General features: G+C 69.0%; 16 protein-coding genes and 1 pseudogene. 7 read left to right on the top strand and 10 right to left on the bottom strand.

The window, feature by feature from the left end; translation table 11 throughout:
• Positions 1-1,213 precede the first annotated feature (1,213 nt).
• Positions 1,214-1,498 carry a hypothetical protein gene (locus tag OG299_RS40485; protein WP_327359893.1) on the top strand — a complete coding sequence of 95 codons (285 nt, stop codon included), beginning with the start codon at positions 1,214-1,216 and terminating at the stop codon, positions 1,496-1,498.
• 150 nt (positions 1,499-1,648) lie between these two features.
• Here OG299_RS40485 and OG299_RS40480 read toward each other — a convergent pair whose 3' ends face one another.
• The 6 genes from OG299_RS40480 to OG299_RS40455 all read right to left on the bottom strand — a co-directional run bounded on the left by OG299_RS40480 (position 1,649) and on the right by OG299_RS40455 (position 7,024).
• Positions 1,649-2,350, bottom strand: coding sequence for a helix-turn-helix domain-containing protein (locus tag OG299_RS40480; RefSeq protein WP_327359894.1), 702 nt, complete (start codon positions 2,348-2,350; stop codon positions 1,649-1,651).
• A gap of 13 nt (positions 2,351-2,363) precedes the next feature.
• A complete protein-coding gene (locus OG299_RS40475; RefSeq protein ID WP_327359895.1) occupies positions 2,364-2,651 on the bottom strand; it encodes a hypothetical protein in 288 nt (95 codons plus the stop codon).
• A 1,092-nt stretch (positions 2,652-3,743) separates the two neighbouring features.
• Positions 3,744-4,301, bottom strand: coding sequence for an ATP/GTP-binding protein (locus OG299_RS40470; RefSeq protein WP_327359896.1), 558 nt, complete (start codon positions 4,299-4,301; stop codon positions 3,744-3,746).
• Positions 4,302-4,393: 92 nt separating this feature from the next.
• The gene (locus tag OG299_RS40465; RefSeq protein ID WP_327359897.1) at positions 4,394-4,714 is read right to left on the bottom strand and encodes a hypothetical protein; all 321 of its coding nucleotides are present in this window, start codon (positions 4,712-4,714) and stop codon (positions 4,394-4,396) included.
• Positions 4,708-5,151 (bottom strand): hypothetical protein, encoded by a 444-nt coding sequence (locus OG299_RS40460; protein WP_327359898.1) that lies wholly within the window; start codon positions 5,149-5,151, stop codon positions 4,708-4,710. Before OG299_RS40460 ends, OG299_RS40465 begins: the two co-directional genes overlap by 7 nt.
• Before the next feature lie 913 nt (positions 5,152-6,064).
• Positions 6,065-7,024, bottom strand: coding sequence for a hypothetical protein (locus OG299_RS40455; RefSeq protein ID WP_327359899.1), 960 nt, complete (start codon positions 7,022-7,024; stop codon positions 6,065-6,067).
• Positions 7,025-7,180: 156 nt separating this feature from the next.
• Between OG299_RS40455 and OG299_RS42975 the strand changes: the two genes are divergently transcribed.
• Positions 7,181-8,253, top strand: a protein-coding gene (locus OG299_RS42975) for an IS630 family transposase (RefSeq protein WP_442817568.1) whose coding sequence is annotated in 2 segments (ribosomal slippage) — positions 7,181-7,691 and positions 7,691-8,253 — 1,074 coding nt in all. Because the reading frame shifts where the segments join, the coding sequence is not laid out codon by codon here.
• Positions 8,254-9,095: 842 nt separating this feature from the next.
• On the opposite strand, the gene OG299_RS40440 is transcribed toward OG299_RS42975, so the two are convergent.
• Both OG299_RS40440 and OG299_RS40435 read right to left on the bottom strand, forming a co-directional pair.
• A complete protein-coding gene (locus OG299_RS40440) occupies positions 9,096-9,233 on the bottom strand; it encodes a hypothetical protein (RefSeq protein WP_327359900.1) in 138 nt (45 codons plus the stop codon).
• Positions 9,230-10,744, bottom strand: a complete 1,515-nt coding sequence (locus OG299_RS40435; protein ID WP_327359901.1) for a DUF2637 domain-containing protein — start codon at positions 10,742-10,744, stop codon at positions 9,230-9,232. The genes OG299_RS40440 and OG299_RS40435 overlap by 4 nt, the downstream gene beginning before the upstream one ends.
• Positions 10,745-11,075: 331 nt before the next feature.
• Between OG299_RS40435 and OG299_RS40430 the strand changes: the two genes are divergently transcribed.
• The 3 genes and pseudogenes from OG299_RS40430 to OG299_RS40425 all read left to right on the top strand — a co-directional run bounded on the left by OG299_RS40430 (position 11,076) and on the right by OG299_RS40425 (position 13,638).
• Positions 11,076-11,837 carry a GntR family transcriptional regulator gene (locus tag OG299_RS40430; protein WP_327359902.1) on the top strand — a complete coding sequence of 254 codons (762 nt, stop codon included), beginning with the start codon at positions 11,076-11,078 and terminating at the stop codon, positions 11,835-11,837.
• 307 nt (positions 11,838-12,144) lie between these two features.
• Positions 12,145-12,348 (top strand): annotated as a pseudogene (locus OG299_RS42970) (helix-turn-helix domain-containing protein); the annotation flags it as partial.
• 630 nt (positions 12,349-12,978) lie between these two features.
• Positions 12,979-13,638, top strand: a complete 660-nt coding sequence (locus tag OG299_RS40425; RefSeq protein ID WP_327359903.1) for a hypothetical protein — start codon at positions 12,979-12,981, stop codon at positions 13,636-13,638.
• A 532-nt stretch (positions 13,639-14,170) separates the two neighbouring features.
• Here OG299_RS40425 and OG299_RS40420 read toward each other — a convergent pair.
• Positions 14,171-15,202 (bottom strand): hypothetical protein, encoded by a 1,032-nt coding sequence (locus OG299_RS40420; RefSeq protein ID WP_327359904.1) that lies wholly within the window; start codon positions 15,200-15,202, stop codon positions 14,171-14,173.
• Positions 15,203-16,397: 1,195 nt separating this feature from the next.
• Between OG299_RS40420 and OG299_RS40415 the strand changes: the two genes are divergently transcribed.
• Positions 16,398-16,757 carry a hypothetical protein gene (locus tag OG299_RS40415; protein ID WP_327359905.1) on the top strand — a complete coding sequence of 120 codons (360 nt, stop codon included), beginning with the start codon at positions 16,398-16,400 and terminating at the stop codon, positions 16,755-16,757.
• Here OG299_RS40415 and OG299_RS42965 read toward each other — a convergent pair.
• Positions 16,735-17,807 (bottom strand): IS630 family transposase gene (locus OG299_RS42965; RefSeq protein WP_442817567.1). Its coding sequence is split into 2 segments (ribosomal slippage): positions 16,735-17,358 and positions 17,361-17,807, totalling 1,071 coding nucleotides; the frame shifts between segments, so codons are not numbered across the junction. The two genes, OG299_RS40415 and OG299_RS42965, sit on opposite strands and share 23 nt — an antisense overlap.
• Positions 17,808-18,182: 375 nt before the next feature.
• On the opposite strand from OG299_RS42965, the gene OG299_RS40400 reads away from it, so the two are divergent.
• Positions 18,183-18,638 carry a hypothetical protein gene (locus OG299_RS40400; RefSeq protein WP_327359906.1) on the top strand — a complete coding sequence of 152 codons (456 nt, stop codon included), beginning with the start codon at positions 18,183-18,185 and terminating at the stop codon, positions 18,636-18,638.
• The last annotated feature ends 179 nt before the right edge of the window (positions 18,639-18,817 follow it).

The raw sequence follows: 18,817 nt of genomic DNA, 5'->3' as shown, positions 1-18,817 counted from the left end.
TGAGCGCTACGCGCTCAGGAGAGAACCGCCTCGCTGCGCTGGCGGGGCTCGGCTTCGCCGAGCCAGAGCTGGCCCTTCGGGCCAGTGTCCTGCGCTTCGCTCCGGACAGGTTCGGGTTCCGCTGCGCTCCACCCGAACGGCCCGCTTCGCGGGCCTGGGTGACCCCGTTTCACGGGGTCCGAGCCTTCGGCTCGTTGGGGTGTCCGCTTCGCTCCCACCCCAGGCCTGAGGGCACACGCCCGACCAACCCCATACCGTCCAGGGGGACCTGAGGGCCGTTCAGGGCATCGACAGCTACGGCCGCCAGGTGGCCCGCGCCCGTGTAGTAGAGCGCCACCCCGGGGTCGGGGTACCGCTCCCAGATGGGCACTGCACTGCGGTCGTGATACCCGGCACACGACCGTGTGCGAGGTTCCGGGCCGCTGAGCGCTGCGGCCACCTCGTCCGGCCTCATACCGAACTCCAACGGCCCCACACCAACCAGCGGGCTCCACGCCCACTGCTCACGATCTCCGTCCTCTTTGACGTCCCACGGACCCAACGTCTTATCTCCCCGCAGTCAGGTGATCCTTCTTGTGCTGCTTCTCGAGCCCACTAGACCACCACATCCCCACCGCTCTGCCGGCAGCCAGGGCCACCACCCGCTCGGTGACTCAATCTGCTAGCCGGATAAGCCCGGGAAACGAGGTTGAGCACCACACCTGGTGCGGCGGTAGGGTCTGTCGACGACCAGTGAAACTGCACAGTTCCCAACCAACCTGCGCAGCGCGGTCAGGCCGACGAACACCGCAGGTCAGAAGACCAACGAACTCCGATGCTACGCAGATTCAGTGAGCCGACCCATCACCAAACCCGCTCACCCAAACTGCACAACCCCCAGGTCAGAGCCTTGACGACTGCTCAGCTTCACTGACCGGCGACAGAGACCGGACAACAACGGCCCACCCCGGACGCCGGCCGACCCGCCCCATAGACACCGCACCCCGCTGTCCAGCAACAACGCACACGATGACACCGAACACACCGCACCAGAATGTCACCACCAGGAGCCAACCCACCCCTGACCAGTACGAACGACACCCCACCCGCGATGACGACAACCGCAGCACCCCAGTGACAATCACCCGCGGTGTCGCACTCACCAGACAGCCTCCGAACAGGCACGAAACGCAAATTCGCGAGAACTCGACCCCCGCCGGCCGGACTCGCACAGGTGCCCTCGCACCCAACCAACCAGCCCGACTCCGGGCCCAAGGAAAGGATCACCAACGCGTCCACCCAAGCCGAGGCGAGCGAGACCACCGAGACCAACGCGCAGCAGCTGACGCGGCGGCGGCAGCGAGACGCACTCATCGGAGTGCTCGGCTTCGTCCTCGCCATCGGCGCGCTCCTGGCGGTACGGCTCGCACCGTCCTGGGCCAACCCCGTAGCCACCGGGGTCAGCACCGCCGGCGTATACGCAGCCGTCGTCGTCCCCTACCTCCTCCGACGCCGCTGAACGCACGCAGGCACATGCGCCGGCCCGGCAGGGGCGGCCGTCTGCCACGCGATCGGAACCCGCCATGCATGTTGCAAAAAAGGCGGTGCCCACCCGGCTTGTCCGGGTGGGCACCGCCTCACCGGCCGCAGGCGTGGCCAGCTCCTCGCGTCACGCCGCAACCGTGGCGCTGTGGCCGAAGGTTTCGTAGAACCAGCCCTCGTAGAGCTCTTCGCGCCAGGTCGATGCACGCCACCACCAGACGTCGTCGGGAGTGTCCGTGCAGGGCGGCCCCATGACCTTGTGCCAAGCGGTAAACCAGTCGGGAAGGTCCTTGGAAGTGACCTCGCAGGCCTCAAGGAAGCCGATGTACTGGCCGACATTGACCGGCAGCGCCCGGGCCGTGATGATCCGGTGGGCTGAACTGTGAGGCAGGACCCACCTCCCAGCCCGCTGGGACATCGTCCGGACCGGAGGACGCCCCGCATGCCCGTAGGCGTCCCTCAATGCCCGGCTCAGGTCCGCCTCGTCGCTGACAAACCGCGGCCGGGGCACCACGGTGGTGACCCGCGCCTCCTTCGCATGCAGAGCCACGGCATGCTGCGCCCTCCCGTGAAGGTGGAGCGCCTCCTTCTGCAGGACCGAGCTGGACTGGCAAGCGGCCAGAAAGGCCGCCACCAGCTCCCAGGCGGGCAGCGTCTTTCCAGAAGCTGCCCGCTTAAGGGCCGCGCTGGACCAGGCCGTGCGCCTGGCCAACGCCTCATAGGTGAGCGGCTTGCCTGACCCGCTCCGCGCCCGCGCGGCGCGGAGCAGCTCGGCGAGCTCGGCCCGTTCGGGAACCGTCCGGTCCGCAGGGGCTTCAGGGCGTCCCATGACCGCTGCCCCCTTAGACCCCGGTCCCCGATCCAGGGCTGAACGCCGCGCTCAACAGCCGACGCAGCAGGCCCGTCCCCCCGTCCTTTCCGTTGCCGCCCTTGACGTTCGCGGAGACCAGGACGACAACAGCGACCGCGCCGGCGCCGCCGAGAAGGGTAAGGGTGTCCCGCGCAGCCATGTGCGCGGCGAGGGTGAGGATGACCGCGGCTGCGAGAAACGCGGTGATCACGAGGGCGTGCGCCATACCGAAGCGCCCAGAAGAGATGGTGGGGGCCGGCGCCCCGTCGATCGGGCTCATTGAAGGCTCCTGAATCTGAGCGGCGACCCTGAGGTCGCCGCCCTGCTACTGGCTCCAATTGGCCGTTGATCACTGGGTGATTGGCGTCACCCGAGCAGCGATCAACAGTCCCTGAAACTCCAACGATCCCAGGTGCGCGACACGTTCGGACCAGCCGCAAAGTTGGCTCAGGATCCGTCTATGAGAGCGGATCTCAAAACTTCGCCCGGCTCATCGACCTGACGTGCGGTGATGTTCATCCTCACTGGTTGGCTCAACTTGGATCCCAACCGGAATCCTTCGTTCCAGGTCCCTTCAAGCTGAGGCTGGAACCCGAAAGCGCGGGCGGCCCATATATGGACAAGCTCTCGCTGGCGCCCTGACTGCTACTGGCTCCACCCACGGCAAACCAGGGACATGCTCGGTCATGTTGGCGCGTGACCAGCGCGAAGTCGATGACGCCGGACACGGCGTGCATCGACTTTCGCCATACCCACAACCACCCCGAAGCCGGAAACAGACCGATACCCGCCGACCCGGCCGTTTCCACCGGGCACGCCCGAAGCACACTGGCCGGATGATCGAGCGCCGCCCCCTGGGCACCGGCCCCCGCCCCACCACCGACACCCCGGCCACAGCCGGCCCCCGCGGCCGTCTCGCGGCTGAGCTGGCGCGCGAGCAGCCGGCACAGTCCTTCTCCGCCGAGGCACCCGCGCCCGCGTCCGCCCGTCGCCGTCTGGGCGCAGGGCCCGGTGCAGGCCGACCTGCGGGCGGGTGATCCGTCCGGCACGGCGGCTGTGCTGGGGTCAACCTCTATGTCCGGCTATCGCGTACAAAGAGGTGTCGGCGCGCTTGACAGGCTTGCCCACCGGTTCTGACCTGCACGAACCTCCATGATTGCGAACACGGGGGTCCTACCTGCGGCAGTACCTGCGAGGCAATGGCCGGTGCAATGGGCAGACAACGGTGGAGCCCCCTCCCGGTGCAACCCTCCCGACCGCGACGGACGGACAGGCTTGCCCGGGCGCCAGAACTCCACCAGCGGCCGCGCCGGAACTCACCGGCCATATCCGTAGTCACCACTACAGGAACGGTGAGTTCCTGTGCCGCAGGTCAGGGCACGTTGAGGACCTGGAGCTCACCGATCGCAAGGCTGGTGGCGCTCTCGCGGGTGGTGGTGAGTGTGCCGGTCTGCCCAGCGCCGGCCCAGGAGATCTCCCAGGTCGTGGTGGCAGTGACCGCGTAGCGGCCACCCGGCGCCTGGGCGCTGGTGCGGGTGTACATGTGCCCGCAGTCCGGTGACATCTGCTTCCCGAACTCGGCCGCGTACGGGGTGCCGGAGCCGGTGCAGGTGATCTGTGCGCCGTCGCCCATGGACCACACGACGTTGCGGACCCTGGCGGTCGCGGTGACCGTGACGGATCCGGCCGAGGCGGACGCCGTGGCCGGGCCGGTCCGGGCCGGGCCCGGCCGGTTCCACATCCACACCGGCTTCCCGACCAGGCCTTTGCCGTCGGGGCGCGGCACGATCCCGATGTCCGGGCCCTCCAGGCGCAGGCGTTCGACCGCCTGCTGTGCGAGCGCCTGGACGTCGACGCCGCCGCCGGCCGGGCCGGTGGCGGACCAGCGGATGCCGGCGCGGACGTCACCGTTCCCGCTGGGGCAGGTCACCAGGTACAGCGCCCCGCCGCCGTCACCCGGCTTCCACCCGGCCGGCGCCCCGGTGTTGAACCCGTCCGGAGCTGCGGGGGCGGGTCCAGCGCCTACCAGTAGCAGGAGTCCGCCGCGCTGAACGTCCCCATCTCGGGGGTGGAGCACGGCACCTCCATGCCGTCGATCGCGCACGCAGGCTTGCCCGCGCCGTCCCCGCCAGGCTTGCCCGCGCCGTCCCCGCCAGGCTTGTCCGGCTCCCCGCCAGGCTCGCCCGATCCAGGCTTGCCCGGGTCCCGAGCTGTGACATCGCAGTTCAGCTTGGCCGGCGGACACACCACCCCGCCGCCCGGCCCGTCCGCCGAGGCGGGGCCTGCCCCGGCCCCCAGGAGCACCACGGCCAGGGCACCGCCAAGGCGGGGGCCGATCAGCACGAGCGGTCCCGCGCGATCACGTACGTCACGAACTGCCAGCTCCCGACCGCCGGGCGGATGGCGGTAGAGGTCACCACGTGGCGGCGCGGCCCGCTGTAGGGCACCTCACGGCCCGTGGCGGTCTCCACCTCCCGCTGCCCGCTCGAGTCCGCGCAATCCGTCACCGTGGCCCGCAGCGGCGCCGAGGCGGTGTCCAGCACGGTCACCTTCGCGTCGCGGCGGACCGGACCCTGCATCACCGTCTTGCCCTGCTGGTGCCAGAACACCGTGGCCTGGATGTCCGCCAACGCCTTGTCCGTTGCGTAGCGGGCCAGGTCGGGGTCGACCTTCGCCCCGGCGTACGAGCGCTCCTCCGCAGCCGTCAGCGCCTTGTACGCCTCCAGCACCGCCGCCCGCTCCCCCGCGTCCGGATCAGCCGCCGACGGAGCCCCAGACACAGCCGGCACCGGCTGCACGGCCCTGCCGCCCGACGAACCGCCCCCACACCCAGCCAGCAGCCCCACAGCCGCCACACCACCCGCACCGCCAGCCAGCCCCGCACTACGCCTCCCTGACTCGTGATCACGCCACGCTAACGACACGCAGCCCCACGATCACCAGGAAATCCAGCCAGCCAAATCCCCCCACCCCCACACCACCCTCAACCCACTCCCCCTACCCCTACCCCCTCCCACCTAATAAGTCCGGCTAGTCACCACCCACAAAACAGGCCCTGACCAGAGGCGATGCAGGCAGACCTCAAGAACCGCCTCCCCCCATGTTTCCCCCCATAAGTCCCCCGATGATTCCCCCCATGTCTCCCCCCATGTCTCCCCCTCGGAGGACACGCCGGTCGACCACGCGCGGGCCACCAGGACAAGGTGGCGCCAGTCCGGCGACTACTACCGTACGGGACCCCTCCCGCGGTCCCGGAAGCGACAACCGGCCCCACCCCAGGCCAACCAGACGGGGGTTGCACCGGACGGTGCACCGGCCATTGCCCGCGCCGGCGGACCGGAAGGCGCACTGGAGGTTCTGCCGGAGGTGGGAACCCCCAGACCGGACACCACCCATCCCCCCCAGGTCAGCCCCCGCGGGAAGAGCGCTGGTACTTCTCGGGGCGGGGGAGGTTCCATCGGCGACCGCAGCGGGTCCTGCTCTTTCACGCTATTCCGGACATGCGGCAAACGACGAGGCCGCGTGGCTGCGGACGGCCCGGACGGCTACGCAGGCGCTGCATCGACAGCAATTCGGACGCGTCACCTCATGGGGCATCGCCCGCTACGGACCCCGTGACCTTCACGAAATACTCGCCATAGCCAAATTCAACGAGCCTCATCAACACGGCCTGAACGTTGATCAGATGCTCTCTTAGCCTCTCTGGATGCCTTGCGTGTCCTGAAGGACGAGTTTGATGTCGTCGACTACCGCGACCACAAGACCTGAACGGTGAGGCTCAACTGCCAGGTACCAGGAGCCCGGCAGGAGCTGGTCCCCAGGGGGCGAGGAAGCCTCTCCTTCCAGCGTGTACAACTGGCGGGGCGTCGGCACCGCGAACCAGAACGCCTCGAACGGCTCAGGTCCGGCGGACCGGCGGGGCAGAGATGGCCTGCTCATGCTCAGATCTTCCGGACCCGCCCCCGGGTATCCATATGCGCGGCTGAGGTGGTCGGGCAACTGGGCGGGCCCCTGCGGCTGCGCCCCGCCGAGGTGGTTCGGAAGCCGGTATGGCTGCGGCCTGCTGAGGTGGCTGGCTATCCGCTGGGGCTGCTGGGCCTGCTCGGGGGGAGCGGATGTGCGACCCGTGAGCAGGTTGGTCTGCCTGACGAAGGTCTCGTTCATGTCGGCGGCACCGTCGCGTACCAGCGCCAGAAGCATGTCGGCTTGCCCAGGCTGGAGAGTCCGTCCAATCACTTCATTGAGGAGCAGAGCTTCCCGGAGGGTCCACGTTGCATGGGTAAGGGGCGAGTCCATGCGCGCCGGCGCTTCGGCGAAGGGGATGCCGGGGATCGCCGCAAGGCGGAAGAGGGCGCTGGTGACATCACCGAGGAGCGTTTGCACCGTGGCGTCGAAGGAGGCCACTTCCACAGGCCGGTTGGCCGCAAGGTCTTGGACCGCGAGTTCCATGAACAGCGCCCAGGCCCGGGTGGCGATGCGGACGGTGGAGGTGGTCTCCAGGGCAAGTTCGGTTGTCCGGGCTTTCTGCTCGGCGGCCGCGGTTGCCGAGGTGGTCTTGTGTGCCCCACGCTGCAGACGTCCGGCGCTCCAAGCGCCAATCGTCGCGCCTCCCAGTACACCCAGCACTCCGTAAATCGCTTCAAGAGCAGCCACCGGGATCTCCCCCCTCCCCCGCGGCCCCGTCGGCGGGGGCCGAGAACACGATCACGCTACCGGCCACACCTCGCCCGCGGGCACCGTCCAGGTACTGAGGTTTTCGGGTTGTCATCGGGTAGTGACGGTTCATGATCCCTGCGGTATGCCGGTGAGGTGAGGTATCCAGAGGGTGGGGGCCTGACCGCTGAGCGTCGGGCGTTTCGTGAGGGGATCCGGCTTCAGGCCGGCGAAAGGTTCGCGGCGGGTGAGAAGACCGCGGTCATCGCGAAAGAGCTGCGGGTGAGTGTCCGATCGGTGGAACGGTGGCGTCGTGCATGGCGCGAGGGCGGCATGGAGGCCCTGCGCTCGGCGGGTCCCGCGAACTCCCCGACCGTCACCGATGCCCAGTTCGCTGTGCTCGAGGAGGAACTCGGCAAGGGCCCGTCGGCGCACGGCTTCGAAGACGAGCGCTGGACTCTGGTCCGGGTCCAGACGCTGATCCGTCGGCGTCTTCGGGTGAGCCTGTCGGTGGCGACGGTATGGCGGCTGCTGAAACGGCACGGCTGGTCCTGGCAGGCGCCCGCCCGCAGAGCCCTCGAGCGTGACGAGCACGCGGTGGAGCTGTGGAAGAAGGAGGTGTGGCCCCGGGTAAAAGGCTCGCGGCGGCGTCCGGTGCCTGGGTCGTCTTCGAGGACGAAGCCGGCTTCTCGATGACTCCGCCCCGTGCCCGCACCTGGGGCCGGCGCGGGCAGACTCCCGTCATCCGCGTCCGTGGCAGGTCCCGCCGCCGGACCTCGGTCGCCGCGTTGTGCTGCTACAAACCCGGTGAGAAGAGCCGTCTCATCCACCGCCCCCGCACCCATCTCCTGCTCAAGGGCGCACGCAAGAGCTTCTCCTGGAAGGACTACCGCGACCTGCTGGTGCGGGCACACATCCAGCTCGACGGCCCGATTGTGGTGGTCTGGGACAATCTCAACACCCACCTCACCGCCGGGCTGAAACGGTACGAGGCCGAGCACGACTGGCTTACCACCGTCCGCCTCCCGCCCTATGCGCCCGACTTGAACCCCGTCGAGGCCGTCTGGTCACTCGTGCGCAGAGCAATGGCCAACACCGCTTTCGCCACACCCGACGACCTCGACCGCACATTCCGCCGCGAGTTACGCAGAATCCAGCTCCGGCCCCACCTGATCGATGGCTGCCTCACCGCCACAGGCCTGGCTATCAACCCACCGACGCCACCCTGAAAACCTCAGTAACTGGGAAGACGCCCGCCGCGCCGCCCGTATGGCCGCCGGGCGAGGACCAGACCATGCCACTGCTGGCGGGTGCGCTCCTCGCCGCTGACCCACAGCACACCAGACGCGACACTGAGGGACAGGTCGGCCATGAGATGGCGGCGATTTCGGCGTAGGGGGCGTGGTCGGCGTCGGCGACGGAGGTCGTCGATGACGCGTGGGACGTCTGTACGGCGTGGTGGAAGGCGAGCGCGAGCTGTTGGCGGAGAGCCCGCAAGATCGTTCATGGAATGTGTGCCAGAACCCGCAAGTCGTGTACAAAACCACCCCGACGAACGGCGAGCGACAGGGTCCCCGGATGACTCACCGGCTCTGGCACCCGCGCCTCGCTTCTGTCGACCGGTGAGCACGCTGCCAGTCACCGGGCATGCAGCGGTGTGGGGGGCTGGTGACTTTGGAAGATCGGTCATGACCGATGACCGATGGAGGTCGGATCGGTCACCGGTCACCGGCCCTCCTGACCATCGGTCATCGGTCAAACCACAGGTCAAACGCGTGTGGCTACTGGACCGGTCACGGCGGAAACAGCCGAGCACGACCACGTGCCGGGCCTCGCCCACGCCGACCGCTCGCGTCGAGTGGGCTCCCGTTTCGGCGTGCCGGTGACCGGCACCGGTGAGGTGATGGTCGGTCACTCACCGATTCAGTCACCGGTCGCGCCGCCTCCGGCCGGTCAGGCCATGACCAGTCACCGGGTACCCGGCACGTCACCAGTCACCAGTCGTCGGTCACCCGTCTCGGAGTCATCGGTCATCGGTCACCGGGCCATCGGCCGCGCGGGGTGGTCAGCTTCAGACCGAGCGGAGGTGGGCGCGCCCCTGCTGTCGGCGCTGCTCGGTGAGGTGCTTGCCGGCGTCGATCACGCGGCGCTGACCCGTCTTGGCCGATACTCCCAAGCGGCGGCCCACCTCTGCTCCGGAGAGTTTCACGCCGGTTTCCTCGGCTTCGGCGAGCCAAGCGGCGACGGTGAGGATCTGCTGCTGCACCGGATCCAGGGCAGGCTCCCCGGTCTGCTGCTCCGGGAGCCGGGCAGCGGCCGCAGCGGTGTCGGTGACCGTCGCCTCCAGTGCTCGGTCTCCCCCGCAGGCGCCGGGACCGGATCGGTCAGTACGTCGAGGGACGTCTGCTGACGTCCTGCCGCCGACAGCGGGGCACCGGCCGAAGCCGCTGGCGCCGGCACCCGACCGGACACCAGGGCCTGCACAACGGACGCATAAACCTCGCCGCGGGCCGAGAGGGCTTCAAAGAAGGGGTGGGGTTCACCACCGTGACCGGTCACCGAACCCGTATCGGTCAGAGCTGTCCGACTGCCGGGGAAGCGGGCCAGCAGCTCCTCCATCTCTGTCGCGGGCAGCGGCCCACCGGTCACCGGGTCCACCACGCCGTACGCCTCGGCCAGGTGCACGGCGAAAGCGGCGGCATCAGGGGCCGCGCCGGTGCGCGCCGCGTAGGAGCGGCAGGCCTCCCAGAGCTCCGCCTCCGTCATGCGGATCGGCTCAGCGGCCACCGGAGCGACCGGCTGCGTCGGGGCTCGCGCTCCCTGGAATTCGGGACCGTACGGGTGGCCCTGACCGAACTCGTCGTGTGCGGGGTCGATATCCGGGTGTAGCACGTGGGCGAGGCTCTCATCCCTATCTGCGGGCTCTTCCATGGCCTGCTCCCCCAATACAGCTGGCACCCCGACCGGGACGTCCTGCGGTGCATCGGCCCGCTCTACCGTCACGTGCCCGGCAGACTCCGGCGCCGGGGGCAGCAGCATCGGGTCGATGCCCGCCGCCGCCAGGCCCTCCGGGGCCGTCTGGGAGAGGGGGACGCCGATCCGGGCCAGCCGGAGCGGCATCAGCGCCTCCACCGGGGCCTTGCGGCGCCACGCCCGCCCGTACCGGGCCTGCAGCCGCGCCTGGTAGATCAGCCGGTCCTGCTCCATGCCGACCGTCTGCTCGTACGACCGCAGCTCCCACAGCTTCATCCGGCGCCACAGCTTGAACGTCGGGAGGGGGGAGAGCAGCCAGCGCGTGATGCGCACGCCCTCCATGTGCCGGTCCGCGGTGATGTCCGCGATCCGGCCCACCGCGTGCCGGGCCGCCTCCACCGTGACCACGAACAGGATCGGGATCACGGCGTGCATGCCCACACCCAGCGGGTCCGGCCAGGCCGCCGCGCCGTTGAACGCGATCGTCGCCGCGGTCAGCAGCCACGCCGTCTGGCGCAGCAGCGGGAACGGGATCCGGATCCACGTCAGCAGCAGGTCCAGCGCCAGCAGCACGCAGATGCCCATGTCGATGCCGATCGGGAACACCAGCGAGAAGTTCCCGAACCCCTTCTGCAGGGCGAGCGCGCGGACCGCGGCGTACGAACCGGCGAAACCGATCCCCGCGATGACCACGGCTCCTGCGACCACGACGCCGATGAGTATCCGGTGCGTACGAGTCAGCTGCATGCGCGTAGGGCCGCCTCTCCATGATCGGGTCTGCATGCTGATCACGATCACCGTCTCATGTACGGCTGACAGTTGGACCGGATTCCGGCCCCAGGGCGTTTTCTGCGCAGACCGGACGCTCGGACCTGCTGGGAAGGCGTCCCCGGGCGGCCTTTCGCAATTCGAGTGCTTCTGCGCGCCCATGGGTTCCGTTGTTGCAGGTCAGCGCTGAAGTCAGGGCCCCAGCGTGCATCTGGTATCCCAGTCGGGGATGGCGTCCATCAACAACCCTAAGAACAACCATGGTTAATGTGATGTACTGGTTCGCACCAGAAGACAGGGAGGGGTCCACATGCCGTTGCAGCGATGGCGCGACCTGGCCGACCGCTTGGCGGAGCGCATCGAGTCGGATGAGTTTCCGCCCGGTGCGAAAATGCCGACCACCGTGGAGTTGATGGCTCAGGGAGAGTCAAAACCGTCCATTGAACGGGCCTACCGGGAGCTCGTCGACCGTGGTTTCGTCGTGCGCAAGCCGCGAGTTGGGACGGTTGTTCGCAACCGCTCTCGCGTTCGCGTCCCGTTGAGCCGCTACGGTGCTGTACTTCGCCCGGGTGGGGACAAGGGGCCGTGGGAGACGGCAACGACCGCGGTGGGTCTGGAGGGCAGCGTCGTTGCCTTGTCCATCGAGCGGATCTCCGCTCCGAGGGAGATTGCCTCGTTGCTCGAGATTGAACCCGGCTCTCCTGCTGTTCGCCGCAGCAGGCATGCCGTGATCGACGGGGATGTCGTGCAGGTCCAGGACGCCTACTATCCGGCCGAAGTGGCTGCCGCGGCCGGACTCGATGAGCCGGGCAAGATCGTCGGCGGCGTGTTCGGGGCCATGACCGCAACTGGGCTGGATCCCCAAACCGCGAGCGAGACGGTGACAGCCCGGCCGCCGACGAAGGCAGAGGCCGCGGAACTCGGCATCGGGGAGCGGGTACCGGTCTTGTGTATCGAGCGTGTGGTGCGCAGCGGCAGCGGCCTCGCACTGGAAGCCCTACGCGTGGTGGGCGCTGCCGACCGTCTGGAGCTGCACTACGGGGAGTTGCCGCTGGCCGGCGGGGTGCCGTAGCGGGCCGCGAAACCTCACCGGTGACTCACCGGCTGCGCCGTTGCCCGGCTGTGATGCCACATGGGGCGCATCGGTGACCAAGCCGGTGGCATCGGCGCCGTTTTGTAGGGCGTGAGGATTCGCCCGAACCGAACGAGCCCCGCCACAGGTGGCGGGGCTCGCAGGTCCTCGTACAGGCCTGGACCGCCTGCGCGGGGAAGAGCACCTAGTTGCGTGAACTGAGAGGTGCGCTGAGCCATGAGCTTATGCGGAATCATCCCGAGGGCGCCACACGCCCCCGTACACGGCATCAACGGGTTCGCCCTGGATGTGGTGGTGCACGGTGGCGCTTGAGCCAATCCTGTGGGCTTTGCATGACAGCCCCGTGAACAGTACGACGGACCGGATGCTGCTGGCCGGCCTGGCAGAGAAAGCCGATCCGGACGGCACCAATGCCTTCCCGTCGCGGCGGACGCTGGCCCGGATCGCGCTCTGCGACGTCAAGACCGTGCAGCGGCGTCTGGCCTGGCTCGCCGAGCGGGGTGTGATCACGCTGGGAGACCAGGAAGCCGCCCGGTACATCCCCGCGCACGCCCGCCCCAAGGTCTACGACCTGCAGATCCCGGCAGCCTGGTACGGCCCCGAACGACTGACACGGGTCAACGAGGACCGGGCACACCGCGGCCTGCCCCCACTCACACCGCACACCCGCCCCACACTGCCACCCGCCCCACCGCGAACAGAACGCAGCGACAAGGGAAAGCCACGCCCCCAGGGAGGGGACTCTCAGTCCCCTCCCGCAAAACCCCTCGAATCCGGCGGACGGGGGGACTCTCAGTCCCGAGGAAGGGGGGACTGTCAATCCCCGCAGGGGGGACTGGCAGTCCCCCAACCCTCCCCTATAACCCTCCCCTCTCAAGAAACCCCGACAGCGCCTGCGGCGCGTAGCGCCGATGACGCCCGCAGGGCCACAACAGGTAGTAGCCCGCGACGGGCCAGCGGCTACGCCGCGTCCCGAGGCGCTGGCACGCCCATCCCGGCAGCCAGGTCACCGAAGACGACCCGGATACGGATGTCGCCGGGACTGGATGACTCGGTCAGAGCCGTTGAAGCGGGATGGCCGCGAGAGCTAGCAGCTCTGCTGCCGCCCCACCCCCCGGCAGTGCTGCGTGAGGCGATCCTGCACGCCCTGGACGCAGGACGGACCCCCCAGCAGCTACTCGAGCGGATCCAACGCCGTTGGTGGACGCACGGCTACGCCCGCGCTCTGGCCGAAGGAGAGCTCTCCTCCCCCGTCGGAGTCGCAGTCGGGCTGGTGCGCCCGTCCACAGACTGCCCGGACCCGATGTGCGAGGACGGCACAACCCTCCACCTGGACGACGCATGCCCCAAATGCGCAGAACGCCGGGCAGACCGCCGCCAGCGCCCAGTGACCGCACAACGGGGCAACGCCGCGGAGCTCCGGTGGTGGGAATGCGACGGCGAGGACTGCTCGGCAGCCGGCAAAGGACCACGACCCGACAACGGGCTGTGCCGGCAGTGCCGGGACCGGGCAGAGCAGACCGAGATCCAGCGCGCGACGGCAGGACTCGTCGCCGAGGCCGAGACAGCGCAGGAAGCCGAACGGCTACGACAGGCAATCCGGTGGGAACGCATGCTCGATGAAGCCCATGCCGAGCATGCCGAGCGGTCCCGCTCAGCTCAGGACCATGCCGAAGCCGAACAACGCGCCGCCACCGAGGCCCAGGAAGTACGCCGACTACGGGAACAACTCATACGGGAGCACCCCGAACTCGCGGCCTACGCCCAACAACAAACATGACCGCCACAACCCCGAACACGCTGCTGGCGCATGGACTACGTTACGGCCTCGGCCTCCGCCATGACAGCACCTCTGCACCTCCGGCAGATGACCATAGACATGCAAAGCGCCTAAGAACCTGCAGGCCACGAAGGGGGCTCCCCGCCGACCCGCCGTCGGGGCCGCGGGTGTTCCGAGATCCAGCGAGATCGTCTGGACCGGCGACGGGTCCTCTCCGCCAACGCGGGGTGTTCCCAGCGTGAGGCGGCTCCCGCACTGGGCCCGTAGTCCTGCCCGCCGACGCGGGGGTGTTCCAGGCGGCGACCCTGTCCCCAGGCTTCAACCAACCCCGTGGAAGGCCGCGCTCTCCTCGACCGCTTGCTCCTGGCCATGACACCTCGGAGCGCCCGCGAACTCCGGGCAGTCCTCAGCAAGTACGACGCTCTCTGGATCACCCCTTACCGCATATCTCACGGATCGTCGTTGAGGAGGCATTCCCCCGCGGAGAGTCACGACTTTCGTTGCGGACAAAAGTCGGGGGCCTCCGCGGCTCCTACTGGATGCTCCAGCGGTGCGGGTGTCCGGGGTCGGCGGGGCAGGCGAAGACGTTGACTTCGCCGTGGTTGCCCACGACGACTCCGGTCGGTTCGGCGGCCTGACGTGGGGGCAGGCCCTGTTCCTCGAGAGGCGCCCAGCTCTTGCTGCCTCCGTCCCATTCGGACGTGTCGACGGTCAGCAGGAGGTGCATCGGCGTGGTGCAAGCGCGGCAGTCCATCGGGGAGGGATCGGTGAGGTGCCAGGAGGCGAAACCGCCGACGCGCCAGCCGGGCGGGATCGACAGGTCGTACTGGTAGCCGGGGAGTTCGGCCACGCCGTCCTCGTCCTCTTCCTCAGCCGCCTCTTCCAGGGCCTCCTCCCATGCGTCGATCCGCGCGCACAGCTCCTCGGGCAGGAGCCCGGCGAACGGATACGTCACCACCTGCTCCGGGTGCAGCACGCACGGCTCGGGCACGTACCCCTCGTAGCCGACGACCGGCGGCTGCGGCGGCTCGGCCAGCACCTCGCCGACCTCTGCCGAGTTGCGCCAGCGCAGGCGGAGCAGCATGCCGTAGCGGGTGGGGCCGTGGGCGTCGAAGGGGCACCAGAACATCTGGAGCAGGTCGCATCCGTCCGGCCCGGCCGGCAGATCGGGGAGGTCTCGGCGGTAGAACTGCGCGACGCCGAGCATGGGCAGCGGGTTGGTGTCGTTCAGGTCGGGCACGCGATGCTTGCGGCCGAGCGTCTCTATGAGCTGCCGCTCGTCGTCGGTGAGACCCTCGTACGGCTGTCTCGCCCGCGCGGCCGCCCAGATCTGGCGTTCCCGGCGGATGTCCTCGATACTCCGTCCGCGGCCTCGGCCGTGGGCCTCCCTGCATACCGGCCAGGGCTCGTTCGCCGGCCACAGCATGGGCCCTCCCACCGAGCTCTGCGACAGGTCCGGAGCGCCCGCCCGCGGGTGGAGGCGGGTGGTCGTGCCACGGTACGCGGCCAGTTCCGGGAAGAGCGCCTCGACATCGAGCGGGCGCGGCGGTGTCGTCCTCGTCATGCAGGCGACCCTAGCGACCCTCGAGGTGACCGGGCACCCCTCTCTCCCGTCGTCTCCCGGTTGCTGGCGGGGGGACGGCGGCCTGGCAGGCGCGCCCCGCAGCGAGACCTGTACGTGAAGCTGCCACTTCACGGTGAAGGTGAGCTGGCGGGGCTGTTGACCTTGCGGCTTCGAAGGTGACGGTCGAAGAGATCCGTCGGCTGATCACTCGGTCGGTACGTGCGCGGAACGGTGCTGCCGGCCAACGTCGCGGCCGCCGACCTCGGCTTACCCGCGCGAGACTGCTGCCGCGGGCCTTCCGGATCTGGCCGATGCCGGAACAATGGCCCAGAACGGGCGCCACATCGCGGTGCCTCATGCGTCGGATGAGCGACACTCGCGGGCACGCCACCTGGCCGGCCGGTTCCTCCATCAGATCGCGTCCCAGCCTTACCCTCCCGCATGCGCATGGCCCTTGGCCACCTCGAGGATGAGGGATGGATCGGCCGGAAGGCAGGGCGGAGCCGTGTGGTCCTGCCTTCCGGGTGGCTGCTTGCCCCGCCCCGAACGGCGGCCCCTCCAACCCGCGCAGCGGGCACGGTGGGCCTGACCGAGTCCGAGATCCGGGATGCCGTCAGGTCGGCATACACCCGGTGGCGCAGTCGGCACTTCCTGCCGCCTGAGGACGTCGAGAGGGCATGGCAGCAGATGCGCATCGTTGCCTCGCAAGTCCTGCCGTCCACGCTGCCCCGGACTGTCCATCCTGCCTATCGTGGGGAACGCGCGTTGGCCCTGCTACGCGAGGCGGCGTCGGCTCCGCTCCCCGGCACCGCGCAGCTCGGCCTGTGGCACACCGCGTGCATGGCCATGCCTATCAGGGGCCTGATGGCCTACGCGTGCCGGAAGACGCCATGCCCGGAACCTACGGCCGTCGGGCGCTGAGGCTATCTCTCCGTCTGACTGGGGTTCCGCTGGTGGGGCCGATCGCGGCGGCCATCGCGGCTGCTTCGAAGCCGTTGTGGTACCGAACAAGATCGTTGAGTTGCCGCTGGTGGACGTGAACTTCGCCTAAGTGGCCGGGGCAGCCTTATCGCTCATGGTGCGGGTGCCCGGGTTCTCCCCGCCGCTGCCGACCGGTACGCTCCCGCCCGTGAATGATCTTCGTGTGGGAGCGTCCGTAGTTGCGGGCGGACTGGTCTTGGGCACACTCACCGTCATGGGTGGCTGGTGGGCCCTCAACGGCGGGATCTACGGCTGCACCGCCGCAGACGCGGCACTGCAGGACCCAATGTCCGCCCAGGTCGGGACCCTCGGCACCCCGCAAGGAGCACAGGCCGACGACGGGTCATACTCCGGCTGCGACGACGACGACCGCTTCGCGTACTTCGGCCGGGGGTACACCGAGCCCGCCCGCCGAGCGGACGTCGTCGCCTACTACAGGGCGGCCGCCGCCCGCAACGGCTGGCTGCCGGCACCGCCCGAGCCGGACGAGCCCGCCCAGCGCCACGACCCAACCGGCGAACGGATCGGCCTCTGCTTCACTACTGAGGTTTTCAGGGTGGCGTCGGTGGGTTGATAGCCAGGCCTGTGGCGGTGAGGCAGCCATCGATCAGGTGGGGCCGGAGCTGGATTCTGCGTAACTCGCGGCGGAATGTGCGGTCGAGGTCGTCGGGTGTGGCGAAAGCGGTGTTGGCCATTGCTCTGCGCACGAGTGACCAGACGGCCTCGACGGGGTTCAAGTCGGGCGCATAGGGCGGGAGGCGGACGGTGGTAAGCCAGTCGTGCTCGGCCTCGTACCGTTTCAGCCCGGCGGCGAGGTGGGTGTTGAGATTGTCCCAGACCACCACAATCGGGCCGTCGAGCTGGATGCGTGCCCGCACCAGCAGGTCGCGGTAGTCCTTCCAGGAGAAGCTCTTGCGTGCGCCCTTGAGCAGGAGATGGGTGCGGGGGCGGTGGATGAGACGGCTCTTCTCACCGGGTTTGTAGCAGCACAACGCGGCGACCGAGGTCCGGCGGCGGGACCTGCCACGGACGCGGATGACGGGAGTCTGCCCGCGCCGGCCCCAGGTGCGGGCACGGGGCGGAGTCATCGAGAAGCCGGCTTCGTCCTCGAAGACGACCCAGGCACCGGACGCCGCCGCGAGCCTTTTACCCGGGGCCACACCTCCTTCTTCCACAGCTCCACCGCGTGCTCGTCACGCTCGAGGGCTCTGCGGGCGGGCGCCTGCCAGGACCAGCCGTGCCGTTTCAGCAGCCGCCATACCGTCGCCACCGACAGGCTCACCCGAAGACGCCGACGGATCAGCGTCTGGACCCGGACCAGAGTCCAGCGTTCGTCTTCGAAGCCGTGCGCCGACGGGCCCTTGCCGAGTTCCTCCTCGAGCACAGCGAACTGGGCATCAGTGACGGTCGGGGAGTTCGCCGGACCCGCCGAGCGCAAGGCCTCCATGCCGCCCTCGCGCCATGCACGACGCCACCGCTCCACCGACCGGACACTCACCCGCAGCTCTTTCGCGATGACCGCGGTCTTCTCACCCGCCGCGAACCTTTCGCCGGCCTGAAGCCGGATCCCCTCACGAAACGCCCGACGCTCAGCGGTCAGGCCCCCACCCTCTGGATACCTCACCTCACCGGCATACCGCAGGGATCATGAACCGTCACTACCCGATGACAACCCGAAAACCTCAGTAGCTGGTCACGCCTTGTCGTCTCCGTCGGTCGGCCCGTGCCCGGCAACCGCAACGAACTCCCGACCCGCCTGATCCCCCGTGGCTCTAGCGAACTCCCCCGGCCGGCTGACCGGACTCGGCAAGCTGCATCGCGTCGGCCGCCGTAACCTGAAAAAGGGATGGCCGCGGGGGCGGCTACCGGGTCTGGACTTGTCGGCACCGCAAGCGGCGTCAAGCGTCTTCCGCGGCCGCAGCCGCGGCCGCAGCCGCAGCCGCACACAGGGGTGGCGGCGAGGCCGGCAGGAAACCCACACACATGGACGGAGTCAACCATGCCTGTGCTCAAGTGGCGTCGTGCCGCTACGGCGGTCTCGTCCGCTGTCCTCCTCGCGACCGGCATCATGGCGGTGCCCGCCTCCGGCGCGGAGGCCGCCCCGGCGCGGGACTGCTACTCCCGCAACGGCTTCCCACCCAAGGGCGGCAACAACATCGGGGACACTCCTCCCCGGTACAAGTTCAGCAACAGTCCCTACATCGGCGCGCGCTACGACTCGTGCGAGAACGCCATCACCGTCTACTTCGGGGGAACCTCCAGAACCGATACCACCCACTACACCATGCGCTGGTCGGGGGATGCCGGAGGCTGGCACGATCAAAGAATGCACAACGGCGCGCACAGGATGTGGACCATCGAAGCTCCCGGAAACGACTACAACTTCCTGGTCCAGGCGTGCAACGGCAATGCCTGCACCCGCTGGTCGCCCCAGATCTACGTGAACGCCCGTTGACGGCATGACGACGAACGCCCGAGAGGCTGAGGCAGCCCCTCCGGCATTCGGCACTGCTCCGACACGGCGCATGCGACCCGGATCGAGCCGCGGTGAACACGAGCGCGCGGTGGCCGTCCAGCTTCTGCTCGTACGCCACCCCCGCCCGCAGCGCGACCGGGCCCGGCACCGACTCCGCA

It is taken from the genome of Streptomyces sp. NBC_01296 (assembly GCF_035984415.1).
Classification (GTDB): domain Bacteria; phylum Actinomycetota; class Actinomycetes; order Streptomycetales; family Streptomycetaceae; genus Streptomyces.
This window is presented reverse-complemented; position numbering and strand designations above follow the sequence as displayed.